General features: G+C 68.7%; 24 protein-coding genes. 14 read left to right on the top strand and 10 right to left on the bottom strand.

The genetic code is table 11. From position 1 onward, the window contains the following. Positions 1–244: 244 nt before the first annotated feature. Positions 245–1,102 (bottom strand): ATP-binding protein, encoded by an 858-nt coding sequence (locus tag CRP50_RS08845; protein WP_097278682.1) that lies wholly within the window; start codon positions 1,100–1,102, stop codon positions 245–247. A 116-nt stretch (positions 1,103–1,218) separates the two neighbouring features. On the opposite strand from CRP50_RS08845, the gene yajC reads away from it, so the two are divergent. The 4 genes from yajC (at position 1,219) to CRP50_RS08865 (ending at position 4,724) form a co-directional block, all read left to right on the top strand. Beyond that, the gene (yajC, locus tag CRP50_RS08850) at positions 1,219–1,659 is read left to right on the top strand and encodes a preprotein translocase subunit YajC (RefSeq protein ID WP_097278684.1); all 441 of its coding nucleotides are present in this window, start codon (positions 1,219–1,221) and stop codon (positions 1,657–1,659) included. Positions 1,660–1,741: 82 nt separating this feature from the next. Then, the gene (secD, locus tag CRP50_RS08855; protein WP_097278685.1) at positions 1,742–3,313 is read left to right on the top strand and encodes a protein translocase subunit SecD; all 1,572 of its coding nucleotides are present in this window, start codon (positions 1,742–1,744) and stop codon (positions 3,311–3,313) included. 11 nt (positions 3,314–3,324) lie between these two features. Further along, a complete protein-coding gene (gene secF / locus CRP50_RS08860) occupies positions 3,325–4,290 on the top strand; it encodes a protein translocase subunit SecF (protein ID WP_097278966.1) in 966 nt (321 codons plus the stop codon). Positions 4,291–4,346: 56 nt separating this feature from the next. Beyond that, complete coding sequence (locus tag CRP50_RS08865; RefSeq protein ID WP_097278687.1) at positions 4,347–4,724, top strand: Mth938-like domain-containing protein; 378 nt, start codon at positions 4,347–4,349, stop codon at positions 4,722–4,724. A gap of 110 nt (positions 4,725–4,834) precedes the next feature. Here CRP50_RS08865 and CRP50_RS08870 read toward each other — a convergent pair whose 3' ends face one another. From CRP50_RS08870 to CRP50_RS08885, 4 genes are all read right to left on the bottom strand, one after another. After that, positions 4,835–5,437, bottom strand: coding sequence for a superoxide dismutase (locus tag CRP50_RS08870; RefSeq protein WP_097278688.1), 603 nt, complete (start codon positions 5,435–5,437; stop codon positions 4,835–4,837). A 100-nt stretch (positions 5,438–5,537) separates the two neighbouring features. Then, entirely contained in the window at positions 5,538–6,818 is a 1,281-nt protein-coding gene (gene hpnE / locus CRP50_RS08875; RefSeq protein ID WP_097278690.1) for a hydroxysqualene dehydroxylase HpnE, read from the bottom strand. Next, positions 6,815–7,651, bottom strand: coding sequence for a squalene/phytoene synthase family protein (locus CRP50_RS08880; protein ID WP_097278692.1), 837 nt, complete (start codon positions 7,649–7,651; stop codon positions 6,815–6,817). Before CRP50_RS08880 ends, hpnE begins: the two co-directional genes overlap by 4 nt. Beyond that, positions 7,648–8,535: a squalene/phytoene synthase family protein gene (locus CRP50_RS08885; protein ID WP_097278694.1), complete on the bottom strand. Its 888-nt coding sequence runs from the start codon at positions 8,533–8,535 to the stop codon at positions 7,648–7,650. Before CRP50_RS08885 ends, CRP50_RS08880 begins: the two co-directional genes overlap by 4 nt. Before the next feature lie 92 nt (positions 8,536–8,627). Here CRP50_RS08885 and CRP50_RS08890 point away from each other — a divergent pair, with 92 nt between their 5' ends. Both CRP50_RS08890 and CRP50_RS08895 read left to right on the top strand, forming a co-directional pair. After that, positions 8,628–9,500 carry a phytoene/squalene synthase family protein gene (locus CRP50_RS08890; protein WP_176525092.1) on the top strand — a complete coding sequence of 291 codons (873 nt, stop codon included), beginning with the start codon at positions 8,628–8,630 and terminating at the stop codon, positions 9,498–9,500. 231 nt (positions 9,501–9,731) lie between these two features. Beyond that, positions 9,732–9,926, top strand: a complete 195-nt coding sequence (locus tag CRP50_RS08895; protein WP_097278697.1) for a hypothetical protein — start codon at positions 9,732–9,734, stop codon at positions 9,924–9,926. A gap of 63 nt (positions 9,927–9,989) precedes the next feature. Here CRP50_RS08895 and trmFO read toward each other — a convergent pair whose 3' ends face one another. Next, positions 9,990–11,381: a methylenetetrahydrofolate--tRNA-(uracil(54)-C(5))-methyltransferase (FADH(2)-oxidizing) TrmFO gene (gene trmFO / locus CRP50_RS08900; RefSeq protein ID WP_097278699.1), complete on the bottom strand. Its 1,392-nt coding sequence runs from the start codon at positions 11,379–11,381 to the stop codon at positions 9,990–9,992. Between the two features lie 112 nt (positions 11,382–11,493). Here trmFO and CRP50_RS08905 point away from each other — a divergent pair, with 112 nt between their 5' ends. Both CRP50_RS08905 and CRP50_RS08910 read left to right on the top strand, forming a co-directional pair. Then, positions 11,494–11,934, top strand: a complete 441-nt coding sequence (locus CRP50_RS08905; protein WP_097278700.1) for a rhodanese-like domain-containing protein — start codon at positions 11,494–11,496, stop codon at positions 11,932–11,934. Positions 11,935–12,047: 113 nt separating this feature from the next. Then, a complete protein-coding gene (locus CRP50_RS08910; protein WP_097278702.1) occupies positions 12,048–12,467 on the top strand; it encodes a DUF4170 domain-containing protein in 420 nt (139 codons plus the stop codon). Between the two features lie 157 nt (positions 12,468–12,624). Here the strand turns inward: CRP50_RS08910 and CRP50_RS08915 are convergent, their stop codons facing one another. The 4 genes from CRP50_RS08915 to uvrA form a co-directional block, all read right to left on the bottom strand. Further along, on the bottom strand, positions 12,625–13,008 hold the full coding sequence (locus CRP50_RS08915) for a type II toxin-antitoxin system VapC family toxin (protein ID WP_097278703.1): 384 nt from the start codon (positions 13,006–13,008) through the stop codon (positions 12,625–12,627). Continuing rightward, on the bottom strand, positions 13,005–13,280 hold the full coding sequence (locus CRP50_RS08920) for a type II toxin-antitoxin system Phd/YefM family antitoxin (RefSeq protein ID WP_097278705.1): 276 nt from the start codon (positions 13,278–13,280) through the stop codon (positions 13,005–13,007). Before CRP50_RS08920 ends, CRP50_RS08915 begins: the two co-directional genes overlap by 4 nt. A gap of 100 nt (positions 13,281–13,380) precedes the next feature. Continuing rightward, on the bottom strand, positions 13,381–13,830 hold the full coding sequence (locus CRP50_RS08925; protein ID WP_097278706.1) for a DUF29 domain-containing protein: 450 nt from the start codon (positions 13,828–13,830) through the stop codon (positions 13,381–13,383). 53 nt (positions 13,831–13,883) lie between these two features. Then, positions 13,884–16,739 (bottom strand): excinuclease ABC subunit UvrA, encoded by a 2,856-nt coding sequence (gene uvrA / locus CRP50_RS08930; RefSeq protein ID WP_097278708.1) that lies wholly within the window; start codon positions 16,737–16,739, stop codon positions 13,884–13,886. Between the two features lie 349 nt (positions 16,740–17,088). Between uvrA and CRP50_RS08935 the strand changes: the two genes are divergently transcribed. The 6 genes from CRP50_RS08935 to CRP50_RS08960 all read left to right on the top strand — a co-directional run bounded on the left by CRP50_RS08935 (position 17,089) and on the right by CRP50_RS08960 (position 22,664). Continuing rightward, the gene (locus CRP50_RS08935; protein ID WP_097278709.1) at positions 17,089–18,006 is read left to right on the top strand and encodes an ABC transporter permease subunit; all 918 of its coding nucleotides are present in this window, start codon (positions 17,089–17,091) and stop codon (positions 18,004–18,006) included. Positions 18,007–18,009: 3 nt separating this feature from the next. Then, positions 18,010–19,395 carry a high-affinity branched-chain amino acid ABC transporter permease LivM gene (livM, locus tag CRP50_RS08940; protein WP_097278710.1) on the top strand — a complete coding sequence of 462 codons (1,386 nt, stop codon included), beginning with the start codon at positions 18,010–18,012 and terminating at the stop codon, positions 19,393–19,395. Between the two features lie 10 nt (positions 19,396–19,405). Then, positions 19,406–20,299, top strand: a complete 894-nt coding sequence (locus CRP50_RS08945; RefSeq protein WP_097278712.1) for an ABC transporter ATP-binding protein — start codon at positions 19,406–19,408, stop codon at positions 20,297–20,299. A 1-nt stretch (position 20,300) separates the two neighbouring features. Further along, a complete protein-coding gene (locus CRP50_RS08950; RefSeq protein WP_097278714.1) occupies positions 20,301–21,011 on the top strand; it encodes an ABC transporter ATP-binding protein in 711 nt (236 codons plus the stop codon). Further along, positions 21,011–21,352, top strand: coding sequence for a DUF6867 family protein (locus CRP50_RS08955; protein ID WP_097278715.1), 342 nt, complete (start codon positions 21,011–21,013; stop codon positions 21,350–21,352). The genes CRP50_RS08950 and CRP50_RS08955 overlap by 1 nt, the downstream gene beginning before the upstream one ends. Positions 21,353–21,551: 199 nt before the next feature. Next, positions 21,552–22,664, top strand: a complete 1,113-nt coding sequence (locus CRP50_RS08960) for a branched-chain amino acid ABC transporter substrate-binding protein (RefSeq protein WP_097278717.1) — start codon at positions 21,552–21,554, stop codon at positions 22,662–22,664. Positions 22,665–22,669: the final 5 nt, after the last annotated feature.

Genomic DNA, 22,669 nt, shown 5'->3' on the forward strand with positions numbered 1-22,669 from the left:
CCCGGCCATCCACGGCGTCACCGGCGGCGGCCGTTGGGGCTCTTGTCGCCACGGCCACCGGCGGCGGAGCCGTGGATGCCCGGATCAAGTCCGAGCATGACATAAGTGTCTGAAATTACGAAGAAACGTGTCATGGCCGGGCTTGGCCCGGCCATCCACGGCGTCACCGGCGGCGGCCGTTAGGGCGCCTGTCGCCACGGCCACCGGCGGGGGAGCCGTGGACGCCCGGCCGCAGCCGCAACCCCTACCCCAGCGTCCGCCCCTGCTCGCCGGCCAGGTCCTGGATGAACTGCCACGCGACGCGGCCCGAGCGGCTGCCGCGGGTCACCGACCACTCGATGGCGCGGGCCTTCAGGGCGTCGGGCTCGATGGCGAGGCCGTAGGCCTCCACGTAGCCGCGGATGATGGCGAGGAAGGTCGCCTGGTCCAGGTTGTGGAAGCCGAGCCATAGGCCGAAGCGGTCCGACAGCGACACCTTCTCCTCCACCGCCTCGCTGGCGTGGATGGCGGTCGACTTCTCGTTCTCGATCATGTCGCGCGACAGGATGTGGCGGCGGTTGGACGTGGCGTAGAGAATCACCGTGTCCGGCCGGCCCTCGACGCCGCCTTCCAGCACCGCCTTCAGCGACTTGTAGCTGCTGTCGTCGCCGTCGAAGGACAGGTCGTCGCAGAACAGAATGCAGCGCCGGTCGCCGTCGCGCAGCACGTGCAGCAGGTCGGGCAGGGTGGGGATGTCCTCGCGGTGGATTTCCACCAGCGCCAGCGAGCCCGGCACGTCCTCGTTCACCTGGGCGTGCACCGCCTTGACCAGCGAGCTCTTGCCGGTGCCGCGCGCGCCCCACAGGAGGGCGTTGTTGGCCGGCAGGCCGCGGGCGAAGCGGCGGGTGTTTTCCAGCAGCGTGTCGCGCTGGTGCTCGATGCCCTGCAGCAGGCCGAGGTCCACCCGATTCACCTTGGGCACCGGCTCCAGCCACTGTCGTTCGGCGTGCCAGACGAAGGCGTCGGCGGCGGTCAGGTCGGGCGTGCGCGGCGCCGGCGGGGCGAGCCGCTCCAGCGCCTCGGCGATGCGGGTCAGCACGGGAAGGAGATCGTTGTCGTTCATGGCTTTCTTCGACGAACTTGAGTGGCAACGCTAAGGGGATCGGCGGATTGCGTTTGCAACTGTCGCCCGGCCCGTTATAGTCCGCCCAATCGGTTTGGACCTAGGAGTTTGTCCGGATGTTCATTTCGCCTGCGTACGCCCAGGCCGCCGCGCCGGGCGGCGGCATGGGGGGGATCGAGGCCTTCCTGCCGCTGATCCTGATTTTCGTCGTGTTCTACTTCCTGCTCATCCGCCCGCAGCAGAAGCGCATGAAGCAGCACAAGGAACTGCTGGCCAACATCCGCCGCGGCGATCGCATCGTCACCAACGGCGGCCTCATCGGCCAGGTGACGAAGGTGCAGGACGGCGAGCTGCAGGTGGAAATCGCCGAAGGCGTCAAGGTGAAGGTGCTGCGCGACATGGTCGCCAACGTGCTCGCCAAGACCGAGCCCGTCTCCGGCGGCAAGGCTGACGACGGCGAGACCGCCGACGCCACCGCCGCCAACGACGGCGCCGCCGCCCCGGCCGAAGAAAAGAAGCCGGGTGGCTTGAAGGGCCTCCTGTCGGGCCGCAAGTAAGCAGCCGAGCAGAGAGAGTGGCGGGCGTCGACGCCCGCCGCTTTGGTTTTCAGCATAGCCCCACCGGATCCAAGCCCGACCCATGCTCTATTTCGCCAAGTGGAAGATCGGCCTGATTCTGGCCGTGGTCTTGGCCGGCATCGTGTTCGCGCTGCCGACCGCGCTGCCGCGATCGGTGACCGCCGATCTGCCCGAGTGGCTGCAGCCCGTCACCCTCGGCCTCGACCTGCAGGGCGGCTCCTACCTGCTGCTGGAGGTGGAGACCGACGCGGTCATCGAGGAACAGCTGACCAACACGGTCGAGACGATCCGGTCGTCGTTCCGCGAGAACCGCATCCGCTACCGCGACCTGGGCGTCCGTGCCGGCGCCGTCGAGGTGCGCGTGCCCGAGGCCGAGGACCGCGCCAAGGCGGACGAGCTGCTGCGCGGCATCGACCCCGAGGGCCAGACGGTGGATGCGGCCGACGACGGCCTCTACCGCGTGACCTTCACCGAGCAGGCCCTGCAGCAGCGGCGCATCAACGCCGTCACCCAGTCCATCGAGATCGTCCGCCGCCGCGTCGACGAGACCGGCACCCGCGAGCCCACCATCCAGCGCCAGGGCGACCAGCGCATCATCGTGGAGCTGCCGGGCCTGGACGACCCCGAGCGGGTGAAGGAACTCATCGGCCGCACCGCCAAGCTGACCCTGCACATGGTCGACCACGAGGCCGACATCCAAGACGCCCTGCGCGGTCGCGTGCCGCCGGGCTCCACCCTGGTGCAGAGCAACGAGCAGACGGCCGGCGGGCAATCCATCCCCTATGTGGTGAAGCGCCGCGTGGAAGTGTCGGGCGACCGCCTGACCGACGCTCAGCCGTCGTTCCAGAACGGCCAGCCGGTGGTGTCCTTCCGCTTCGATTCGGCCGGTGCCCGCCAGTTCGGCAACGCCACGACCGAGAACGTCGGCCGCCAGCTCGCCATCGTGCTCGACGACCGCGTCATCAGCGCACCGCGCATCAACGAGCCGATCATCGGCGGCTCGGGCATCATCACCGGCAACTTCACGGTGCAGGAAGCCCAGGACCTGGCGCTGCTGCTGCGCGCCGGCGCCCTGCCGGCGCCGCTGACCGTGCTCGAGGAACGCACCGTCGGCCCCGGCCTCGGCGCCGACTCCATCGAGGCGGGCGCCATCGCCTCGGTCCTCGGCCTCGTGCTGGTGGTGGTGTTCATGGGCGTGGCCTACGGCCTATTCGGCCTGTTCGCCAACATCTCGCTGCTGACCAACCTGGTGATCCTGCTCGGTGCGCTGTCCGGCCTCGGCGCCACGCTGACGCTGCCCGGCATCGCCGGCATCGTGCTGACGCTCGGCATGGCGGTGGACGCCAACGTGCTGATCTACGAGCGCATCCGTGAAGAGATCGCGGCCGGCCGCACCATCCAGAACGCCATCGAAGTGGGCTACCGCCAGGCCTTCAGCGCCATCTTCGACTCCAACATCACGACGCTGGCGGCGGCGGCCCTGCTGTTCTCGTTCGGCACCGGCCCGGTGAAGGGCTTCGCCGTGACGCTCGGCCTCGGCATCCTGACCTCGATGTTCACCGCCATCATGGTGAACCGCTTGATCGTGGTCACCTGGCTGCGCCGCGCCCGTCCCAAGACCCTGCCGATCTGAAGGTGACCGTCATGTTCCGCGGTATTCGTCTCGTTCCCGACACGACGACCATCGACTTCATCGGCAAGCGCATGATCGCCATGGCGCTGTCGGGCCTGCTGATCCTGGCGTGCCTCGTCTCGCTGGTGACCCAGGGCCTGAACTTCGGCATCGACTTCGCCGGCGGCCTGCTCATCGAGGCCCGCACCGAGCAGCAGGCCGACCTGAGCGACATGCGCCAGCGGCTCAACGCGCTGGGCCTCGGCGACGTCGCCATCACCGGCATCGGCGACACCGGGCGCGACGTCATGATCCGCGTGCCCAAGCAGCCGGGCGAGGAAGAGGCCCAGATGGCGGCGCTCAACGCCGTGAAGGCCGAACTCGGCACCGGCGTCGAGTTCCGCCGCACCGAGGTGGTCGGCCCCAAGGTCGGCGAGGAACTGGTGCGCGACGGCGCGCTCGCCGTCGGCCTCGCCATCCTGGTGATCTCCGCCTACATCTGGATCCGCTTCGAGTGGCAGTTCGGCGTCGGCGCGCTGGTCGCGACCATCCACGACGTCATCGCCACGCTCGGCATCTACTCGCTGTTCCAGATCGACTTCGACCTGACGACGGTGGCGGCGCTGCTGACCATCGCCGGCTATTCCATCAACGACACCGTGGTGAACTACGACCGCGTGCGCGAGAACCTGCGCCGCTACAAGACCACCACGCTGGCCGATCTCATCAACATCTCGCTGAACCAGGTGCTGTCGCGCACCATCCTCACCAGCGGCACGACGCTGGTGGCGGTGCTGGCCATCCTGTTCTTCGGCGGCCCCGTGTTGCGCGGCTTCGCCATCGGCCTTACGTGGGGTATCGTGATCGGCACCTTCTCGTCCATCTACGTCGCCATGCCGCTGCTGCTCTACACGGGCGTGCGGCGCGAGAGCGAGGAAGACCCCTTCACCGAGGGCGAGCAGCAGCAGCCGGACGCCGGCGGCAAGGCCAAGGGCTGAAGCAGCGCGGGCGGCCGCCGTTCGTGCCGGCCGCACCCCTTGCATCGGAGGCCGTATTGGACATCACCCCCCTCATTCCCGGCGATCGCAAGCTCATCCAGCGCTACGGCGACGGCCGGTTCCGCATCACCAACGAACAGTACGACGGCAACGTCATCGTCTTCCCCGACAAGGTGGTGCCCTGGCCGGTGGACAGTGCCGGTGCCATGACGCTGGAAAGCCTGCAGTCGGTGGTGGATGCAGCGGGGGCGGTGGACATCCTGCTGGTCGGCTGCGGCCGCTCCATGGTGCCGCTGCCGCCGGCGGTGCGGCGCGGGCTGAAGGAGCAGGCGGGCGTGACCATGGACCCCATGGACACCGGCGCAGCCTGTCGCACCTACAACGTGCTGCTGTCGGAAGAACGCAAGGTGGCGGCGGCGCTCATCGCCGTCTGAGCCGCCGCGGCCGCGTCGGCGCCGGCGTTGGTGCCGCAGCCGAAACCCAGACATGAAAAAGGGCGGAGCCTGTCGGCTCCGCCCTTCGTCCGTCAGGAAGACGACGGCGCTCAGGCGCCGGCCTTCTCCAGCTGCTGGTTCACGAAGTCCCAGTTGACCAGGTGGTCGAGGAAGGTCGTGACGAAGTCCGGGCGACGGTTCTGGAAGTCGAGGTAGTAGGCGTGTTCCCACACGTCGATGGTGAGCAGCGCGGTCGCGCCGTGAACCATCGGGTTCTCGGCGTTCGGCGTCTTCATGATGTCGAGCTTGCCGTCCTTCACGACCAGCCACGCCCAACCGGAGCCGAACTGCGTCTTGGCGGCGTCGGAGAACTTCTCCTTGAAGGCCGCATAGCCGCCGAGGTCGGAGGCGATCTTCTCGCCCACCTTGCCGGTCGGCTCGCCGCCGCCGTTCGGCTTCATGCAGTTCCAGAAGAAGGTGTGGTTCCACACCTGGGCGGCGTTGTTGAACACGCCCATGTTCTTCGACGACCAGGCGTCGTGGATCACCTCTTCCAGCGACTTGGTCGCCAGCGGAGTGTCCTTGGTCAGGTTGTTCAGGTTGGTGACGTAGGTGTTGTGATGCTTGCCGTGGTGGAACTCCAGGGTCTGGGCCGACATGTGCGGCGCCAGGGCATCCTTCGCATACGGCAGGGCGGGCAGTTCGAAAGCCATTACCAACCTCGCAATTATGGGTTTTGGAAAGTATCTAAACAGGGTGCCTACATAAGCCGGACCGAGCGGCGGATGCAAGGCCGCGCGGCGAAATTTCTGGTCATCGCTCGCGCACTCCGTGCGGTGCCGGGCCGGCCCGCCGTGCGGCTTCGACGCCGGAACGGACGGCGCCTTCCACCGTGCAGGGATAGCCGGTGGCGGTCCAGTCGCCCGCCAGGAAGAGGTTGCTCCATGGCGTCGTCGTGCCCGGCCGCAGCCGTTCGGCCGCCGGCGTGTGGGCGATCGTGGCCCGCCGCTCCCGCACAACGCGGCAGGGGGGCAGGCGGTTCCGCAGGGCGGCGAGGGCGGGCAGGCGGCTCGCGTCCGCCCACAGCCGGGCGGCGATGGCGGCGTCGTCGGCCTCGGCCAGCGCGTCGGCATCGCTGACCGTCACGGACAGCACGTCGTCGCGCAGGAACACCCAGTGCGCCTGCCCGCCGACCAGCCCGACGAAGCCCGGCGGCGGCAGCCGCACCGGCTCCGGCAGCAGGAAGTGGGCGTTGACGATGGCCCGCGTCGCCAGGGCCGGCGGCGGCAGGTCCGGCAGCAGGCGGCCGACGGCGAAGGCGGGCAGGGCGACCACCACCCGGTCCTGCGGCGCGAGGGCGATCAGTCCGTCGCGGGTCTCCAGCCGCTCCGCCCGGTCGGCGGCGAAGCCGATGCCCTTCACCGGCGCCGACAGCCGCACCTCCGCCCCCTGCGCCGTCAGCCAGGCGAGTGTCGGCTCCACCAGCGCGGCACCGAGGCCGGCGGGGAACAGCCACGGCCGGCAGGCCGCTTCGCCGCGGGCGAGGCTGTCGCCCACCACGGCACGGAAGCCGGCGGCGGAGGCTTCCGCCGGCGCGGTGTTCATCACCGCCTCGGCGATGGGGTGCCACAGCCGGTCGTAGAGCGGCCCGGCGAGCGCCTCGGCCACCGTCGCGTTGCGGCCGGCGGTGAACAGCCGGGCGAGGGCGCGCAGGTGCTGCATCGCCGTGGTGCCGGGGGTGCGGTGGTCGGCGCGGAACAGCCACAGCGGCAGCCGTCCGGGTGTCAGGCGCACGCTCCAGGCCGCATCGTCGCGCAGGTCATGGAAGGCGAAGGCGGCCGGGGCGACCTCGGTCACCCGCGCCCAGCCACCGGTGGTCTCCAGCAGGCGGCGGGTCTCGCGGTTGGCCGACAGCATCAGGTGGGAGCCGTTGTCGATCACCCGGTCGAGCCGCGCGTCGCGGTAGGAGCGGCAGCGGCCGCCGGCCTGCGGAGCGCCTTCGTGCACGGTCACCCGCCAGCCGCGGCGCACGGCCTCCACCGCACACGCGAGCCCGGCCATGCCGCCGCCGATGACGTGCAGGCGGGCGGTCATGCGGCGCCGAACACCCGGTGCCGCAGCGACAGTCCGATCAGCTCCAGGCGCCCGAGCGCCGGCCGCTGGTCGAGGTCCCGCCAGCCGCGCGCCGTGAGGCGGTCGAGCAGGCGGCGGTGCGCCTCCAGCATGACGCCGGCGCCCTGGGCGGCGGTGGGCCGCAACTCGGGCAGCATCAGCCGCGCTTCCTCGAACCGGCTGGCGGCCAGGGCTGCGAGGCTGTCGCACACCCATGGCAGGGCGTCGTGGCCCAGCACCTCGGCCGGGCTGGCGGCGACGATGCCCGCTTCCGCCAGCGTCTCGCGCGGCAGGTAGAGGCGCCCGAGGGCGGCGTCGTCGGCGAGGTCGCGCAGGATCACCGTCATCTGCATGGCCTCGCCGAGCACCAGACCGAAGCATCCGGCGGGCCGGCTGCGGTCGCCCAGAATGCCGAGGCCGAGGATGGCGACGGCCCCCGCCACGCGGCGGCAGTACAGGCGCAGGTCGCACAGCAGCGGCGCCAGCATGATGCCGGCGGCGTCCATCTCCATGCCCTTGACGATCTCTTCCAGCTCGTCGCGCGGCAGGTCGTAGCGACGGATGGGGTCGAGCAGGGCGAGACTGAGGCCGGTGGCGGGCAGGCCGGCGTAGAGGGCGTCCAGCTCCCGCCGCCACGCCGCCAGCCGGCCGCGCTTCTCGGCCAGCGGCACCGGGCCGTCGGCGACGGCCTGCAACTCGCGGCAATAGGCGGTCAGCGCTGTCAGAGCCGCCCGCCGGCCGCGCGGCAGCAGGCGCAGGCCCCAGTCGACGGGCGCGCGCGGGCGGAGCGGCGGGGTGGCGGGCGGCTGGCTCATCGGCCGCCTCCGATCCCGGCCCACAGGCCGGCCAGCGCCGCCGCGGCCCAGTCCAGGCGGCCGGCCTTGACACCGGCGGTTTCCGGTGCGGCGGCGCGCAGGCGGCGGGACAGGCGCTCGGCGAGGTCGATCACCATGCGCGCCTGCATGGCGAGGCCGCGGTCGCCGGCGAGGCCGGGCAGCGGCCGGGCCTCGGCGAGCAGCGCGTCGGTGCGGTCGAGCGCCGCCAGGATGGGGCCGCGGAAGGGCTCCGGCATGGGGCCGCGCGCCATGTCCTCAGGCGTCGCCCCGGCCGCCTCGATCCACGCGAGCGGCAGGTAGAGGCGGCGCAGGCGCAGCCAGTCTTCCCGCATGTCCTGCAGGTGGTTGAGGATCTGCAGGGCGCTGCACAGGGCGTCGGAAGGGCGGTCGGCGGCGGCGGGCGCCCCGTGCAGGCGCAGCAGGAAGCGGCCGACCGGGTTGGCGGAATGAACGCAGTAGTCGAGCAGGTCCTGCCAGGTGCGGCAGATCTCGCCCCGGCTGTCGGCGCGGAAGGCGATCAGCAGGTCGGACGCGACGGCGAGCGGGATGCCACGGTCCAGCAGCAGCGGGCGCAGGGCGGCGGCTTCGGCGGACAGGCGCGGGTCGGCCTCGCCGGCCAGCACGGCGGCCATGGTGTCGAGGGCGGCGACCTTGGCGTCGGGGGCCACGGCCTCGGCGTCGGCGATGTCGTCGGCGGTGCGGGCAAAGCGGTAATAGGCGACCACCACCGGCCGATGCCGGGCGGCCAGCAGCCGCGAGGCCACCGGGAAGTTCTCGTCCCCCATGCCCTTGCCGGAGCGCGGCGCCGCCGCGGGGGCCGCGGTGGGCGAGGGGTCGGAGACGGCGGTGTCGCTCACCGGCATGCGGGCGGGTTTCCCTGCAACGTTGAAACCTATATATGGCACAGCAGACGATGCCCCCGCAAACCACCCCGTCAGTCGCAAGGCAGGAAACCATGGCCGACGCCGCCAGCCGCCCCGTTCGCACGCCGCCGCTGTCGCTGGTGGGCGAGGAAGTGCGGCGCCACGATCGCGACCGCTTCACCACCGCCCTGTTCGCTCCGGCGGAGGCGCGCGAGGACCTGTTCGCGGTCTATGCCTTCAATGCGGAGGTGGCGAGCATCCGCGAGAAGGTGCACGAGACCATGATCGGTTTCATGCGGCTGCAGTGGTGGCGCGACACGCTGGATGGCATCTACGCCGGCGGCGCGGTGCCCGCCGGTCACCCGGTGGCGCAGGCGCTGGCGGAGGCGATCCGCCGTCGCGACCTGCCGCGCGACGCCTTCGACGCGGTGCTCGAGGCACGCGAGCTGGACATGGCCGACGAACCGCCGGTCGACCGGGCCGCCTTCCTCGCCTATGCCCGCGGCTCCGGCGGCGGCCTCCAGCGGCTGGCGGCGCACGTGCTGGCCGGCCGCGACGCCGAAACGGCGGCGGCGGCCGAGGATGTGGGCACGGCCTGGACGGTGGTCGGGCTGCTGCGCGCCGCGGCCTTCCACGCGGCGCAGCGGCGGGTCTACCTGCCGGCGGCCGATCTGGCGGCGCAGGGTGAGGGGCCGGAGGTGGTGGTGGCGGGTGTTCCGCACGCCGCCGTCGCCGCCGTCGCCGAGCAACTGGCGGGGGAGGCGAGGGGAGCCCTTGCCGCCGCCCGGGCGCGGCGTGGGGCGGTGCGGCGCGAGGCGGTGCCGGCCCTGCTGCCGGCGGTGCTGGCGGACGGCTATCTCGCCAGGCTTCAGCGACTCGACTGGAACGTCTTTCACCCCGACATGGCGATGGTCGACCCGCAGCCGCTGCGCCTGACCCTGCGCGCCTTCCTGCGCAGGTGGTGAGGGGGTGGCCTGGACTTCCGCCCGTTGTGGCACGGAAGGCTATGTCCATACTGAGTTTGGTGATAGGCCCGGCCGCCGACTTACGTCGGGTGGTTAGGGGCGGTTGCCAAACAAATCAAGCCATTGATTCCGAGTCGCTGCGGGCGTACTTTAACAGCCGACCCTCAGGGTCTTGGTGAAGAGAGGATTTTTTCGCCCAACGCAATCCCGCGAAGAGGGGAGACGGCGATCATGGACCCGCGCAAAGCAACCGCCGGCCAGCATGCTGCTGCCGTGTTGTGCGTTCTGCTCGTCAGCTTCGTCATGCATGGCCTGATTTCCCTGGGCGGCTGGGGTGAGACGGGGGCGCAGGCCTCGCTGTCCACCGACCCGGCGCTGGCGCAGACCTTCGACAGCGTGCTCTACCTGAAGCCAGGCCTGCGCTGAAACACCGAAGGGGCGCCTCGCGGCGCCCCTTGCGTTTGAACTCCATCGTTTTCCGGCCGTGTCTCAGGCCGCCGCCGTTCCCGTCCCGCCGAAGGGCGACGCGGCGAGCCAGGCGTCGAAGTCGCGCATGGCCCGCCGGCTGTAGGCGGCTTTGCGGTCGCGCCCCTTGGGCAGGCGGCCGCGGGCGGTGCGCTCCAGGTCATCGGGCCCGAGGTCGGGGAACAGGCCGAAGTTCACGTTCATGGGCTGGAAGGTCTCCGCCTCCGCCCCGCCGGTGATGTGGCCGAGCAGGGCGCCCATGGCCGTGGTGCGCGGCGGTGCCGTCTGGTCCAGCCCGAGCCGCTCGGCGGCGGCGAATCGGCCGGCGACCAAGCCCATGGAGGCGCTTTCCACATAGCCCTCGCAGCCCGAGATCTGGCCGGCGAAGCGCAGGCGCGGCGCGGCCTTGAGGCGCTGGCGGTCGTCCAGCAGGCGGGGGCTGTTGAGGAAGGTGTTGCGGTGGATGCCGCCCAGCCGCGCGAACTCGGCATTCTCCAGGCCCGGGATCATGCGGAAGATGCGCGATTGTTCGCCGTACTTCAGCTTGGTCTGGAAGCCGACGATGTTGTAGAGCGTGCCGAGCGCGTTGTCCTGGCGCAGCTGCACCACCGCATAGGGGCGCACGCCCGGCGTGTGCGGGTTGGTCAGGCCGATGGGCTTCATGGGGCCGAAGGTGAGGGTGCGGCGGCCGCGTTCGGCCATGACCTCGATGGGCAGGCAGCCCTCGAAATAGGGCGTGTCCTTCTCCCACTCCTTGAACTCGGTCTTCTCGGCGGCCAGCAGGGCGTCGATGAAGGCCTCGTATTCGTCGCGGCTCATGGGGCAGTTGATGTAGTCGGTGCCCGTGCCCTTGTCGTAGCGCGACTGGTACCACGCCTTGTCGAAGTCGATGGACTCCTTGTAGACGATGGGCGCGATGGCGTCGAAGAAGGCGAGGCTTTCTTCGCCCGTCAGCCGCCCGATCGCCTCGGCCAGCGGGGCGCTGGTCAGGGGGCCGGTGGCGACGATGACGCTGTCCCATTCCTCGGGCGGCAAGCCGGCGACCTCGCCGCGCTCGATTGTGACGAGCGGGTGCTCGGCCAGGCGCTGCTGCACTTCTTCCGCGAAGGCGTCGCGGTCGACGGCGAGCGCCCCGCCCGCCGGTACCGCATGCTTGTCGGCGCAGGCCAGGATCAGCGAGCCGCAGCGGCGCATTTCCCAATGCAGCAACCCGACGGCGTTATAGTCGGCGTCGTCGGAGCGGAACGAGTTGGAGCACACCAGCTCCGCCAGCCGGTCGGTCTGGTGGGCGTCGGTGCGGCGGTGCGGGCGCATCTCGTGCAGGATCACGGGGACGCCGGCGCTGGCGAGCTGCCACGCCGCTTCGGACCCGGCGAGACCGCCGCCGATGATGTGGACGGGTGCGATGTCGGACATGGGCCGTCATGTAGTCGTCCGCCGCGCTGCTGTCCAGCGTGGAGTTGACTTAAGGCCCGCCGCGACCATTCTATGAGCGCCTTTTCATGAACACGGGCCGGGACGACCAGACGTGGAAGCCTTCTTCGCCGAGTACAAGGACCTCATTCTCGCCGCCGCCGCCGGCGTGTTCGCCTATGTGGGCATCAAGGTCATCCCGCGGCTGATCTCGGGCGCCGGATTCATCGGCCCGCGCGAAGTGAACGAACGCCTGAAGGCCGGCGACGAGGTGGTGATTCTCGACGTGCGCGAGCCGGCCGAGTTCAGCGGGGATCTCGGCCACGTACCGGGCGCCGTCAACCTGCCGCTCGGCGAGCTGGGCCGGCGCATGGACGAGCTGCGGCCGCAACTGGCGGCCTATGCCGACACGCCGGTCTACGTCATGTGCCGCACCGCCGCCCGCGCCGCCTCCGCCGCCCGCGTGCTGAAGAAGGCGGGGCTCGGCAAGGTGCAGGTGGTGGCCGGCGGCATGGTCAAGTGGAACAGCGAGAAGCTGCCCACCACCCGGCGCTGACGCCGCCGCCCCGTTCGGGTGGGTTCGGCGAAACTTCATGGTTTCAACGGCGCCCGGAAGGCCTTATACAGGGCGCCGTCCTTTTTCTGCCGACCTAAGGAGACCGGGGCGTCATGGCGAGCAAATCCTACTACGTGATCGGCGGCGAATATGCCGACACCAGCTTCACCAAACCGGCGGCGGGCACCGAGCTGGAAAAGCACGGCCCCTTCACCGAGAAGGAAGCCCACGACTTCTGGCGCGACCTGACGGGCAAGACCGTCGACAACGCCATGGTCCGCTACGTGGTGCGCAACGAGGGCGACCTGCCCGACCAGCAGTTCTGGGTGGTCGGCGGCGAATACAAGTCGACCGACTTCGAGGAGATCGCCGAGGGCCGCAAGTTCGAGGTCTACGGCCCCTTCGGCAAGCAGCAGGCGCTGGACTTCTGGCGCGGCCTGACCAGCCAGACCATCGACAGCGCGACGCACCGCTACAGCATCGTCACCGACCCGGACAAGACCCGCGAGAAGCAGGCCGAACAGGCCTCCTGACGCGAGCCGAGAGGCCAGGGCAGAGCAGGCGGTCGGAGTTCGGTACTCCCCCAGTCTCCACGACGACCGCCCCTGCACCGCGACGGGACACGGATGAACCAAGGCCCGGCCGGGGAAACTCGGCCGGGCCTTCGTGAGTCCAGCTCCCGATTGCAGTCTAGCTGCTGTGGACGGGTAGGAGCGTCGCGCCGTATCGCGGCATGGTCCGGTCGGCAGAGACGAACGTCAGTCCGTCGCATAGCGCCTGCGCGACCAGAACGCGGTCGAACGGGTCACGATGGTGGGGCGGCAAACCTTCGAGGACGGCCAGGTGCCGGATCTCGATCGGTAGCAGTATGAAGCCGGCGCGTTCCAGCAACTCGCGGAAGTCGAGATCGAAGGTCAGTTTGCCGAGGCTTCGCTTGATGACGATCTCCCACAGCGACGCAATGCTGACGTAGACCGTCGCGTCCGGTGCCGCGATCGCATCGGCGACCGCTGCTGGAAAATCCTCGCCGTTGGCCCACCAGATCAGGATGTGGGTATCGAGGAGTAGCTTCACCGGCTGACGTCCCCGTCGTCGCCGCGGCCCTCGAAGGCGTCAATCAACCACTCCGGTGTCTCGTCGAAGTCCGGCGCCATCCAGACCCGGCCCTTGTACTGGCCGGGGCGCCGGTCGGGACGGCTCTTCACGTCGACAGGGTCCGGAACCGCCACCAGCCGCACCGCCTTGCCGTCCTTGCGAATGACCACGTCCTCGCCGGCCGCCACGCGGTCGACGAGGGTCCCGAGCTGGCTTGCCGCTTCCTGGTCGGTGACGACGGTGGTCCGCATCGGCGCGCTCCTTCTTCATCAGAGTATAAGGCCACGCCCGGTCGCCGTCACGCCCGTTGCCGTGCGCGCAGACATCCATGGCGTCCCTCGATGCTCAGCGCTAGTCCGGCATGTACTCGTCGTCGAGCGCCTGCTCCAGGGTGAAGGGCGCTTCCTCGGGGAACGTGGAGGCGGGCAGCCCGGTTTCCGCTACCGCATTGCGGCGGGCCACGCCATAGGCCTTGTCCCAAAGGGTCGTCAGGTGTGGCCGCAGGCTCGGGCTGTCGGCGACCAAGGCCGCGATCTCGTCGCGGGCATTGATGATGGAGACTTCCCTCCCGCCTTTGCGCTTGTCCGGTTGGTACGTCCACTTCAGGAGGTGCAGCAGCAGCACCTTCAGGTGGCTGTTGAGCGCCTGGCGTTGCGCCTTGCCCATGTCTTCCAGTTCCTCCGCCACCGTGTCGGCGTCGATGGCAGTGCCGATGCGGCTGCCGGCGGCGCGCAGGGACGCCGCCTGATCCATCAGCCAGGCGTGATAGTCCTCGTCGTAATGCGGTCGCTGGTGACGCATGGGTGCCTCCAGGGGCGGTCTCGCGCCAAGTCTATCCGCTGCCGCCGCCCCCGTCACGCCCGCAGCCGGGTGGCCGTGTTGGTCAGGTAGGGCTTCAGGTAGCGGCCGGTGTAACTCTCCTCCACCTCCACGATTTCTTCCGGCGTGCCGGCGGCGACCACCTTGCCGCCGCCCGAGCCGCCCTCGGGGCCGATGTCGACGATCCAGTCGGCGGTCTTGATGACTTCCAGGTTGTGCTCGATCACCACCACCGTGTTACCCGTCTCCACCAGCTGGTGCAGCACTTCCATGAGCTTGCGCACGTCCTCGAAGTGCAGGCCGGTGGTCGGTTCGTCTAGGATATAGAGGGTGCGGCCGGTGGCGCGGCGCGACAGTTCCTTTGCCAGTTTCACGCGCTGCGCCTCACCGCCCGAAAGGGTGGTGGCCTGCTGGCCGAGGTGGATGTAGCCGAGGCCCACCTGCTTCAGCAGTTCCATCTTGTCACGGATCACCGGCACCGCCTTGAAGAAGTCGGCCGCCTCTTCCACTGTCATGTCGAGGACGTCGGCGATGGACTTGCCCTTGAAGGCGACCTCCAGCGTCTCGCGGTTGTAGCGCTTGCCCTTGCAGACGTCGCAGGTGACGTAGACGTCGGGCAGGAAGTGCATTTCGATCTTGATGAGGCCGTCGCCCTGGCACGCCTCGCAGCGCCCGCCCTTCACGTTGAAGCTGAAGCGCCCCGGCTTGTAGCCGCGCGCCTGGGCCTCCGGCAGGCCGGCGAACCAGTCGCGGATGGGGGTGAAGGCGCCGCAGTAGGTGGCGGGGTTGGACCGCGGCGTGCGGCCGATGGGGCTCTGGTCGATGTCGACGATCTTGTCGATGTGCACCAGCCCGTCGATACGCTCGTGCGGCGCCGGGTGTTCGCGGGCGCCGTGCAGGGTGCGGGCGAGGGCCTTGTAGAGCGTCTCGATCACCAGCGACGACTTGCCGCCGCCGGAGACGCCGGTGACGCAGGTGAAGGTGCCGAGCGGGAAGTCCACCGTCACGTTCCGCAGGTTGTTGGCCCGCGCCCCGACCACGCTCAGCGCCTTGCCGTTGCCCTTGCGGCGCACCGCCGGCACCGGTACGAACTTCTTGCCCGTCAGGTACTGCCCGGTCAGCGAGGCCTCGTTGGCCATGACTTCGTCCGGCGTGCCCTCGGCGACGATGACGCCGCCGTGGCGGCCGGCGCCGGGGCCCATGTCCACCAGATGGTCGGCGCTGCGGATGGCGTCCTCGTCGTGCTCGACCACGATGACGGTATTGCCGATGTCGCGCAGCCGCCGCAGCGTCGCGAGCAGGCGGTCGTTGTCGCGCTGGTGCAGGCCGATGGACGGCTCGTCCAGCACGTAGAGCACGCCCGTGAGGCCCGAACCGATCTGCGACGCCAGCCGGATGCGCTGGCTCTCGCCGCCCGACAGGGTGCCGGAGGTGCGCGCCAGGGTCAGGTATTCCAGGCCGACGTTGTTGAGGAACATCAGCCGCTCGTTGATCTCGCGCAGGATGCGGCTGGCGATCTCGCGGTCCTTGGGCTTGAGCTGCGCCTCCAGGCCCTCGAACCAGGCGCCTGCGTCGGCGATGGACAGGTCGGTGATGTCGGAGATGTCCTTGCCGGCGATCTTCACCGCCAGCGCTTCGGGCTTCAGGCGCTTGCCGTTGCAGGCCTCGCAGGGGGCGGAGGCGCGGTACTTGTCGAACTCGTCGCGCATGTGCTGCGATTCGGTCTCGCGGTAGCGCCGGGCGATGTTGGGGATGACGCCCTCGAACGGCCGTTCCGTGGTGAAGGCGCGCGAGCCGTCGCGGTAGCTCATGCGGATGGGCGTGTTGCCCGAGCCGTCGAGGATCACCCGCTGCAACTCCGCCGGCAGGTCCTTCCACGGCGTGTCCATGTCGCAGCCGAAGTGGGCCGAGACGCTTTCCAGCGCCTGCTGGTAGTAGGGCGAGACCTGCCCCGTGGCGGCCCACGGCGCGACGGCGCCCTGGCGCAGGGTGCGGCGTTCGTCGGGCACCACCAGCATGGGGTCGAAGTACATCTTCACGCCGAGCCCGTCGCAGGTGGGGCAGGCGCCGAAGGGGTTGTTGAACGAGAACAGCCGCGGCTCCACCTCGTCGATGGTGAAGCCGGAGACCGGGCAGGCGAACTTGGCCGAGAAGGTGGTGCGCTCGCCCGAGCCGGCGTCCTCCGCGAACACAAGGCCGTCGGTCAGGTCCAGCGCCGTCTCGACGGAGTCCGCCAGGCGGCTCTCGATGCCTTCCTTCACCACCACGCGGTCGACCACGACCTCGATGTCGTGCTTCACCTTCTTGTTGAGGGCGGGTACCTCGTCGATCTCGTAGAGCTCGCCGTCGACCTTGACGCGCTGGAAGCCCTTGGCCTGCAGCTCGCGCAGTTCCTTGCGGTACTCGCCCTTGCGGCCGCGCACGATGGGGGCCAGCAGGTAGAGGCGGGTGCCGTCGCCCATCTCCATGATGCGGTCGACCATCTGGCTGACCGTCTGGCTCTCGATGGGCAGGCCGGTCGCCGGGCTGTGCGGCACGCCGACCCGCGCCCACAGGAGGCGCATGTAGTCGTAGATCTCCGTCACCGTTCCGACGGTGGAGCGCGGGTTGCGCGACGTCGTCTTCTGCTCGATGGAGATGGCCGGCGACAGGCCCTCGATGGATTCCACGTCCGGCTTCTGCATCAGTTCCAGGAACTGGCGCGCGTAGGCCGACAGGCTCTCGACGTAGCGCCGCTGGCCTTCCGCGTAGATGGTGTCGAAAGCGAGCGACGATTTGCCCGACCCCGACAGGCCGGTGATGACCACCAGCTTGTCGCGCGGCAGGGCGACGTCGATGTTCTTCAGATTGTGCTCGCGGGCGCCGCTGACGCGGATGTACTGCTGCGACATGGAGACTCCGGGGAAAATCGAGAGCGCAGGCGGGCCGGTCCCTCGGCGGCGAGCCGGATTTCGGAACCAACCCGGAACAGATAGAGCAACTTCACCGCCGTGACCAGAGCCCATTACGCACATCCGAAAGGGCCGGATCGGTCCCTATTGCGGTGCAACAAATGATCCACGCAATGCCGTTTCGCCGCAACGACTGTTCCGGGAAACTCCCTTTCGTAAAGAAGAAAATTTCGTGACGGGGGCGGGTGCAACTTCTTGACAGGTCGGATGGGTCCATTACGCTTCCGCCCTTGCTAGTCCCACCGTGCAACTGGGACTTGAAAAAAATTTAAACATGGGGAACAGCAGGGTGGCCTACTTCCTCCAACAGCTCATCAACGGTCTGACGCTGGGGTCGATCTACGGATTGATCGCCATCGGCTACACGATGGTGTACGGCATCATCGGCATGATCAACTTCGCCCACGGCGAAATCTACATGATCGGCGCCTTCCTGTCGGTCATCACCTTCCTGGTGCTCGGCACCGTCGGCATCGACAGCGTGCCCTTCGCGCTTCTCGTCATGCTGGTGGTCGGCATGGTGTTCACGGCGGCCTACGGCTGGACCGTGGAACGCATCGCCTACCGTCCGTTGCGCGGGTCCTTCCGCCTGGCGCCGCTGATTTCGGCGATCGGCATGTCCATCGCGCTGCAGAACTACGTCCAGATCACCCAGGGCGCGCGCGTGAAGCCGCTGCAGCCCATCATCTCGGGCGGTTTCACGCTGTATACGGGGCCGGACGGCTTCACCGTGCAGCTGTCGTTCCTGCAGCTGTTCATCTGGGTGCTGACCATCGCGCTCATGGTGGCCTTCACCTACGTCATCACGCAGACCTCCATGGGCCGCCAGCAGCGCGCCTGCGAGCAGGACCGCAAGATGGCGGGGCTGATCGGCGTCAACGTCGACCGGACCATTTCGCTCACCTTCGTTCTCGGTGCGGTGCTGGCCGCCGTGGCCGGCCTGATGGTGACCCTGCAGTACGGCGTGATCGACTTCTACATCGGCTTCCTGGCCGGCATGAAGGCGTTCACCGCGGCCGTGCTGGGCGGCATCGGGTCGCTGCCGGGCGCCATGCTGGGCGGCCTGCTGATCGGCCTCATCGAGGCCTTCTGGTCGGCTTACTTCACCATCGAGTACAAGGACGTGGCGACCTTCGGCATCCTGGTTCTGGTGCTGATCTTCCGTCCCACGGGCCTGCTCGGCAAACCCGAGATCGAGAAGGTCTGATCCATGGCGACCGATATTGCCTCCCCCTCGGCGTCGGCCGCCGCCAAGCGCCCGGGCAGCTACGACCTGCCCGGCGCGCTGAAGGAATCGGCCATCACGGCGGGCGTCGCCGCCGTTCTCGCGTTCCCCTTCCTCGGCCTGCAGGCCAACAACGACGGCCCCGAGCTGGTGCTGCTCACCCGCTGGGAGCTGTTCTTCTGGGCGGTCGCGGTCGTCTTCGTCGGCCGCATGCTGCTCACCGTGTTCCGCTGGCGCTCCGACGCCCGCGCCAAGAGCGCCGAGGGCCTGAAGGCCTTCGGCGCCAAGTTCCAGCGCTACAACGTCTGGATCGGCCTGGCCGGCGCGATCTTCGCCTTCACCCTGCCCATGTGGCCCTTCGCCGACCGCTACGTGGTCGACATCGCCACCACCTTCCTCATCTACGTGATGCTGGGCTGGGGCCTGAACATCGTGGTCGGCCTCGCCGGCCTGCTCGACCTGGGCTACGTGGCGTTCTATGCCGTCGGCGCCTATTCCTACGCGCTGCTGGCGACCATGTTCGACTGGTCGTTCTGGATCTGCCTGCCGCTGGCCGGCCTGTTCGCCGCGACCTTCGGCGTCATCCTCGGCTTCCCGGTGCTGCGCCTGCGCGGTGACTACCTGGCCATCGTGACGCTCGGCTTCGGCGAGATCATCCGCGTCGTGCTCATCAACTGGTACGACGTGACCAACGGCCCGGACGGCATCGGCTCGATCCCGCGCCCGACCTTCTTCGGCTACGCCTTCGACCGGTCGCCGGAGGAAGGCACCATGGCCTTCCACCAGCTGTTGGGCATCGACTTCGACAGCATGCACCGGATCATCTTCCTCTACTTCCTGATCCTGATCCTGGCGCTCATCACCAACGCCTTCACGCTGCGGGTGCGCAAGCTGCCCATCGGCCGCGGTTGGGAGGCCCTGCGCGAGGACGAGATCGCCTGCCGCTCGCTCGGCATGAACCCGACCAACACCAAGCTGTCGGCCTTCGCCATCGGCGCCATGTTCGGCGGTTTCGCGGGGTCGTTCTTCGCCACCCGCCAGGGCTTCATCAGCCCCGAGAGCTTCACCTTCATCGAGTCCGCCATCATCCTCGCCATCGTGGTGCTGGGCGGCATGGGCAGCCAGCTCGGCGTCGTCATCGCCGCCTTCGTGCTGGTGATCGTGCCGGAATGGCTGCGCGAGTTCGCCGAATACCGCATGCTGCTGTTCGGCCTCGCCATGGTGCTCATCATGGTGTGGCGTCCGCGCGGCCTGTTGTCGCACCGCGACCCGACCGTGCGGCTCCATCCACCAGGATACGTGCCGCGGCACGGGGTGGAGGCCCAGAAGGTGCAGGCCCAGGAGGCCGAACTCGCGGCCAAGGCGAAGTGAGGGTGTGACGATGACGACCGGAAATGTTCTGCTCGACGTCGAGCACCTGACCATGCGCTTCGGCGGCCTGGTGGCGATCGACGACCTGTCCTTCGAAGCCCGCCGCAACGAGATCACGGCCCTCATCGGTCCCAACGGGGCCGGCAAGACCACCGTGTTCAACTGCCTGACGGGTTTCTACAAGCCGACCGTCGGCCGGCTGAAGCTCAACCACCCCGCCAAGGGCGACTACCTGCTGGAACGCATGGACGGCTTCCGCATCACGCAGAAGGCGGATGTGGCCCGTACCTTCCAGAACATCCGCCTGTTCCCGCAGATGTCGGTGCTGGAAAACCTCATGGTCGCCCAGCACAACCGGCTGATGAAGGCGTCCATGTGGACCGTCGGCGGCCTGCTCAACCTGCCGTCGTTCCGGCAGGCGGAGAAGGAAGCCATCGAGCTCGCCAAGTACTGGCTGAACAAGGTCAGCCTGTACGAGCGCGCCGACTGGGAAGCCGGCAACTTGCCCTACGGCGACCAGCGCCGCCTGGAAATCTGCCGCGCCATGTGCACCCGGCCCGTCCTGCTCTGCCTCGACGAGCCGGCGGCCGGCCTCAACCCCAAGGAATCGCTGGAACTGAACGAGCTGCTGCTCGGCATCCGCGACGAGGAGAAGATCGGCATCCTGCTCATCGAACACGACATGAGCGTGGTGATGCAGATCTCCGACCACGTCGTGGTGCTCGACCACGGCCGCAAGATCTCGGACGGCACGCCGACCGAGGTGAAGAACGATCCGGCGGTGATCCGCGCCTATCTCGGCGAGGACGAAGACGAGGACCTGCCCAAGGAGGTCGCCAACGATCTCCACATGCCGAGCCACGCGCACGGCACGGGTCACGACCATGGGGGAGGGCAGGGCTGACATGCTCCGCGTATCAGGCGTACACACGTACTACGGCCAGATCCATGCCCTGAAGGGCGTGGACGTCGAGGTCAACGAGGGTGAGATCGTCACCCTCATCGGCTCCAACGGCGCCGGCAAGACCACCCTGCTCATGACCGTCTGCGGCAGCCCGCAGGCGGCCAGGGGCGAGATCGTCTTTCAGGGCCAGGACATCACGCGCATCCCGACCCACAAGCTGGTGGAACTGGGCATCGCCCAGTCGCCGGAAGGGCGGCGCATCTTCCCGCGCATGACCGTCTACGAAAACCTGCAGATGGGCGCCCTGCGCGCCGATCCGGGCCACTTCGAGAAGGACCTGCGGCGGGTCTACGACCTGTTCCCCCGCCTCGAGGAGCGCAAGAGCCAGCGCGGCGGCACCCTGTCGGGCGGCGAGCAGCAGATGCTCGCCATCGGCCGGGCGCTCATGAGCCGGCCCAAGCTGCTGCTGCTCGACGAACCGTCGCTCGGCATCGCGCCGCTGGTGGTGCGCCAGATCTTCGAAGCCATCAAGGAGATCAACCGCACCCAGGGCATGACGGTGTTCCTGGTGGAGCAGAACGCCTTCCACGCCCTGAAGCTGGCGCACCGCGCCTACGTCATGGTCAACGGCAACATCACCATGTCCGGCTCGGGCCGCGAGCTGCTCGACAATCCCGAGATCCGGGCCGCCTACCTCGAGGGAGGCCACTGATGGAAGACTTCATGGGAACCGACCCGCTGGCTTTCATTCTGTTCACCTGCGTGATGGGCGGCTGGCTGGCCTACATGACCGGCAATGCCTGCGCCGGCACCTGGCGTCCGCTGTGGCAGGTGGTGCCCTACACCATCCTGCTCGGCGTCGCCGACCGCTTTTTCCACTTTGCCCTGTTCGGCGGCGAGCTGCTGTCCGTGACGGGGTGGCTGATCGACACCGCGGTGCTCATGGCCATCGGCGTGCTCGCCTACAAGGCGACGCAGGCGCGCAAGATGGTCGCCCAGTATCCGTGGATGTACGATCGGGCCGGTCTGCTCGGCTGGCGCTCCAAGGGCTGACGGCAGCGGCCCCGGCCGGCCGCGCAGGCGGTGCGGCGGGGGCCACTTGCCGATTGACAGGAGCGATCCAATACCCGCCATAATGTTTCGATAAAACAAGCGGGTAATGTCCGAGCGAAATACCCTGTCGGCCGAGGGGATCGATGCCGGCGGGGACCGTGGATCAGAGATCCCACCTTGCGAACCAGGGAGAGCAAGCATGTCGAAGTTCAAGATCACTCTCGCCGCCGCCGCCAGCGCCGTCGCGCTCCTGGCCGCGACCGGCGCGAACGCCGAGATCGTGATCGCCACCGTCGGTCCGATGACCGGCCCCTATGCCACCTTCGGCGAGCAGATGAAGATGGGCGCCGAAATGGCGGTCAAGGACCTCAACGCCAAGGGCGGCGTGCTGGGCGAGAAGCTCGTCCTCGAGGTCGGCGACGACGCCTGCGACCCGAAGCAGGCCGTGGCCGTGGCCAACCAGTTCGTCAACAAGGGCGTGAAGTTCGTCGCCGGCCACTTCTGCTCGGGTTCGTCGATCCCGGCGTCGGCCGTCTACAACGAGGAAGGCATCATCCAGATCTCGCCGGCCTCCACCAACCCGCAGCTGACCGAGCAGGGCTTCAAGGGCGTGTTCCGCACCTGTGGCCGTGACGACCAGCAGGGCGAAGTGGCCGGCAAGTTCATCGCCGACAACTACAAGGGCAAGAAGATCGCCGTCGTCCACGACAAGCAGGCCTATTCGAAGGGCCTCGCGGACGAGACGCAGAAGGCCCTCGAAGGCCTGGGCATCAAGCCGGCCCTCACCGAAACCGTCACCCCGGGCGAAAAGGACTACTCTGCCCTGGTGACCAAGCTGAAGCAGGCCGGCATCGACGTCCTGTACTACGGCGGCTACCACACCGAAGCGGGCCTGATCGTGCGCCAGATGCGCGAGCAGGGCATGGACACCCAGCTGATCTCGGGCGACGCCCTGGTGTCGGACGAGTACTGGTCCATCACCGGTGACTCCGGTGCCGGCACCCTCATGACCTTCTCGCCGGACCCGGCCAAGAACCCGACCGCCAAGCCGGTGGTCGAGGCCTTCGAGGCGATCGGCTACAAGCCCGAGGGCTACACCCTCTACACCTACGGCGCCATCCAGGCGTGGGCGCAGGCCGCCGAGAAGGCCAAGTCGTCCGAGTTCGACGCCGTGGTCGCGGCGCTGAACGCCAACCAGTTCGACACCGTGCTCGGCAGCGTCGGCTTCGACGAAAAGGGCGACGTGACGGCGCCGGGCTACGTGTTCTACAAGTGGGAGAACGGCACCTACAAGGAGCTGGCCTCCAACTGATCCGC

It is taken from the genome of Caenispirillum bisanense, assembly GCF_900230255.1.
Lineage (GTDB): Bacteria > Pseudomonadota > Alphaproteobacteria > Rhodospirillales > Rhodospirillaceae > Caenispirillum > Caenispirillum bisanense_A.

Bases quoted from the DNA above. Each gene is read 5' to 3' on its own strand.
- CRP50_RS08885 (WP_097278694.1), bottom strand. From the start codon at position 8,535: ATGCCGGTGAGCGACACCGCCGTCTCCGACCCCTCGCCCACCGCGGCC.
- yajC (WP_097278684.1), top strand. From the start codon at position 1,219: ATGTTCATTTCGCCTGCGTACGCCCAGGCCGCCGCGCCGGGCGGCGGC.
- livM (WP_097278710.1), top strand. From the start codon at position 18,010: ATGGCGACCGATATTGCCTCCCCCTCGGCGTCGGCCGCCGCCAAGCGC.
- CRP50_RS08890 (WP_176525092.1), top strand. From the start codon at position 8,628: ATGGCCGACGCCGCCAGCCGCCCCGTTCGCACGCCGCCGCTGTCGCTG.
- CRP50_RS08950 (WP_097278714.1), top strand. From the start codon at position 20,301: ATGCTCCGCGTATCAGGCGTACACACGTACTACGGCCAGATCCATGCC.
- uvrA (WP_097278708.1), bottom strand. From the start codon at position 16,739: ATGTCGCAGCAGTACATCCGCGTCAGCGGCGCCCGCGAGCACAATCTG.
- CRP50_RS08955 (WP_097278715.1), top strand. From the start codon at position 21,011: ATGGAAGACTTCATGGGAACCGACCCGCTGGCTTTCATTCTGTTCACC.
- CRP50_RS08845 (WP_097278682.1), bottom strand. From the start codon at position 1,102: ATGAACGACAACGATCTCCTTCCCGTGCTGACCCGCATCGCCGAGGCG.
- secD (WP_097278685.1), top strand. From the start codon at position 1,742: ATGCTCTATTTCGCCAAGTGGAAGATCGGCCTGATTCTGGCCGTGGTC.
- CRP50_RS08895 (WP_097278697.1), top strand. From the start codon at position 9,732: ATGGACCCGCGCAAAGCAACCGCCGGCCAGCATGCTGCTGCCGTGTTG.
- secF (WP_097278966.1), top strand. From the start codon at position 3,325: ATGTTCCGCGGTATTCGTCTCGTTCCCGACACGACGACCATCGACTTC.
- CRP50_RS08925 (WP_097278706.1), bottom strand. From the start codon at position 13,830: ATGCGTCACCAGCGACCGCATTACGACGAGGACTATCACGCCTGGCTG.
- CRP50_RS08870 (WP_097278688.1), bottom strand. From the start codon at position 5,437: ATGGCTTTCGAACTGCCCGCCCTGCCGTATGCGAAGGATGCCCTGGCG.
- CRP50_RS08960 (WP_097278717.1), top strand. From the start codon at position 21,552: ATGTCGAAGTTCAAGATCACTCTCGCCGCCGCCGCCAGCGCCGTCGCG.
- CRP50_RS08920 (WP_097278705.1), bottom strand. From the start codon at position 13,280: ATGCGGACCACCGTCGTCACCGACCAGGAAGCGGCAAGCCAGCTCGGG.
- CRP50_RS08880 (WP_097278692.1), bottom strand. From the start codon at position 7,651: ATGAGCCAGCCGCCCGCCACCCCGCCGCTCCGCCCGCGCGCGCCCGTC.
- hpnE (WP_097278690.1), bottom strand. From the start codon at position 6,818: ATGACCGCCCGCCTGCACGTCATCGGCGGCGGCATGGCCGGGCTCGCG.
- CRP50_RS08910 (WP_097278702.1), top strand. From the start codon at position 12,048: ATGGCGAGCAAATCCTACTACGTGATCGGCGGCGAATATGCCGACACC.
- CRP50_RS08945 (WP_097278712.1), top strand. From the start codon at position 19,406: ATGACGACCGGAAATGTTCTGCTCGACGTCGAGCACCTGACCATGCGC.
- trmFO (WP_097278699.1), bottom strand. From the start codon at position 11,381: ATGTCCGACATCGCACCCGTCCACATCATCGGCGGCGGTCTCGCCGGG.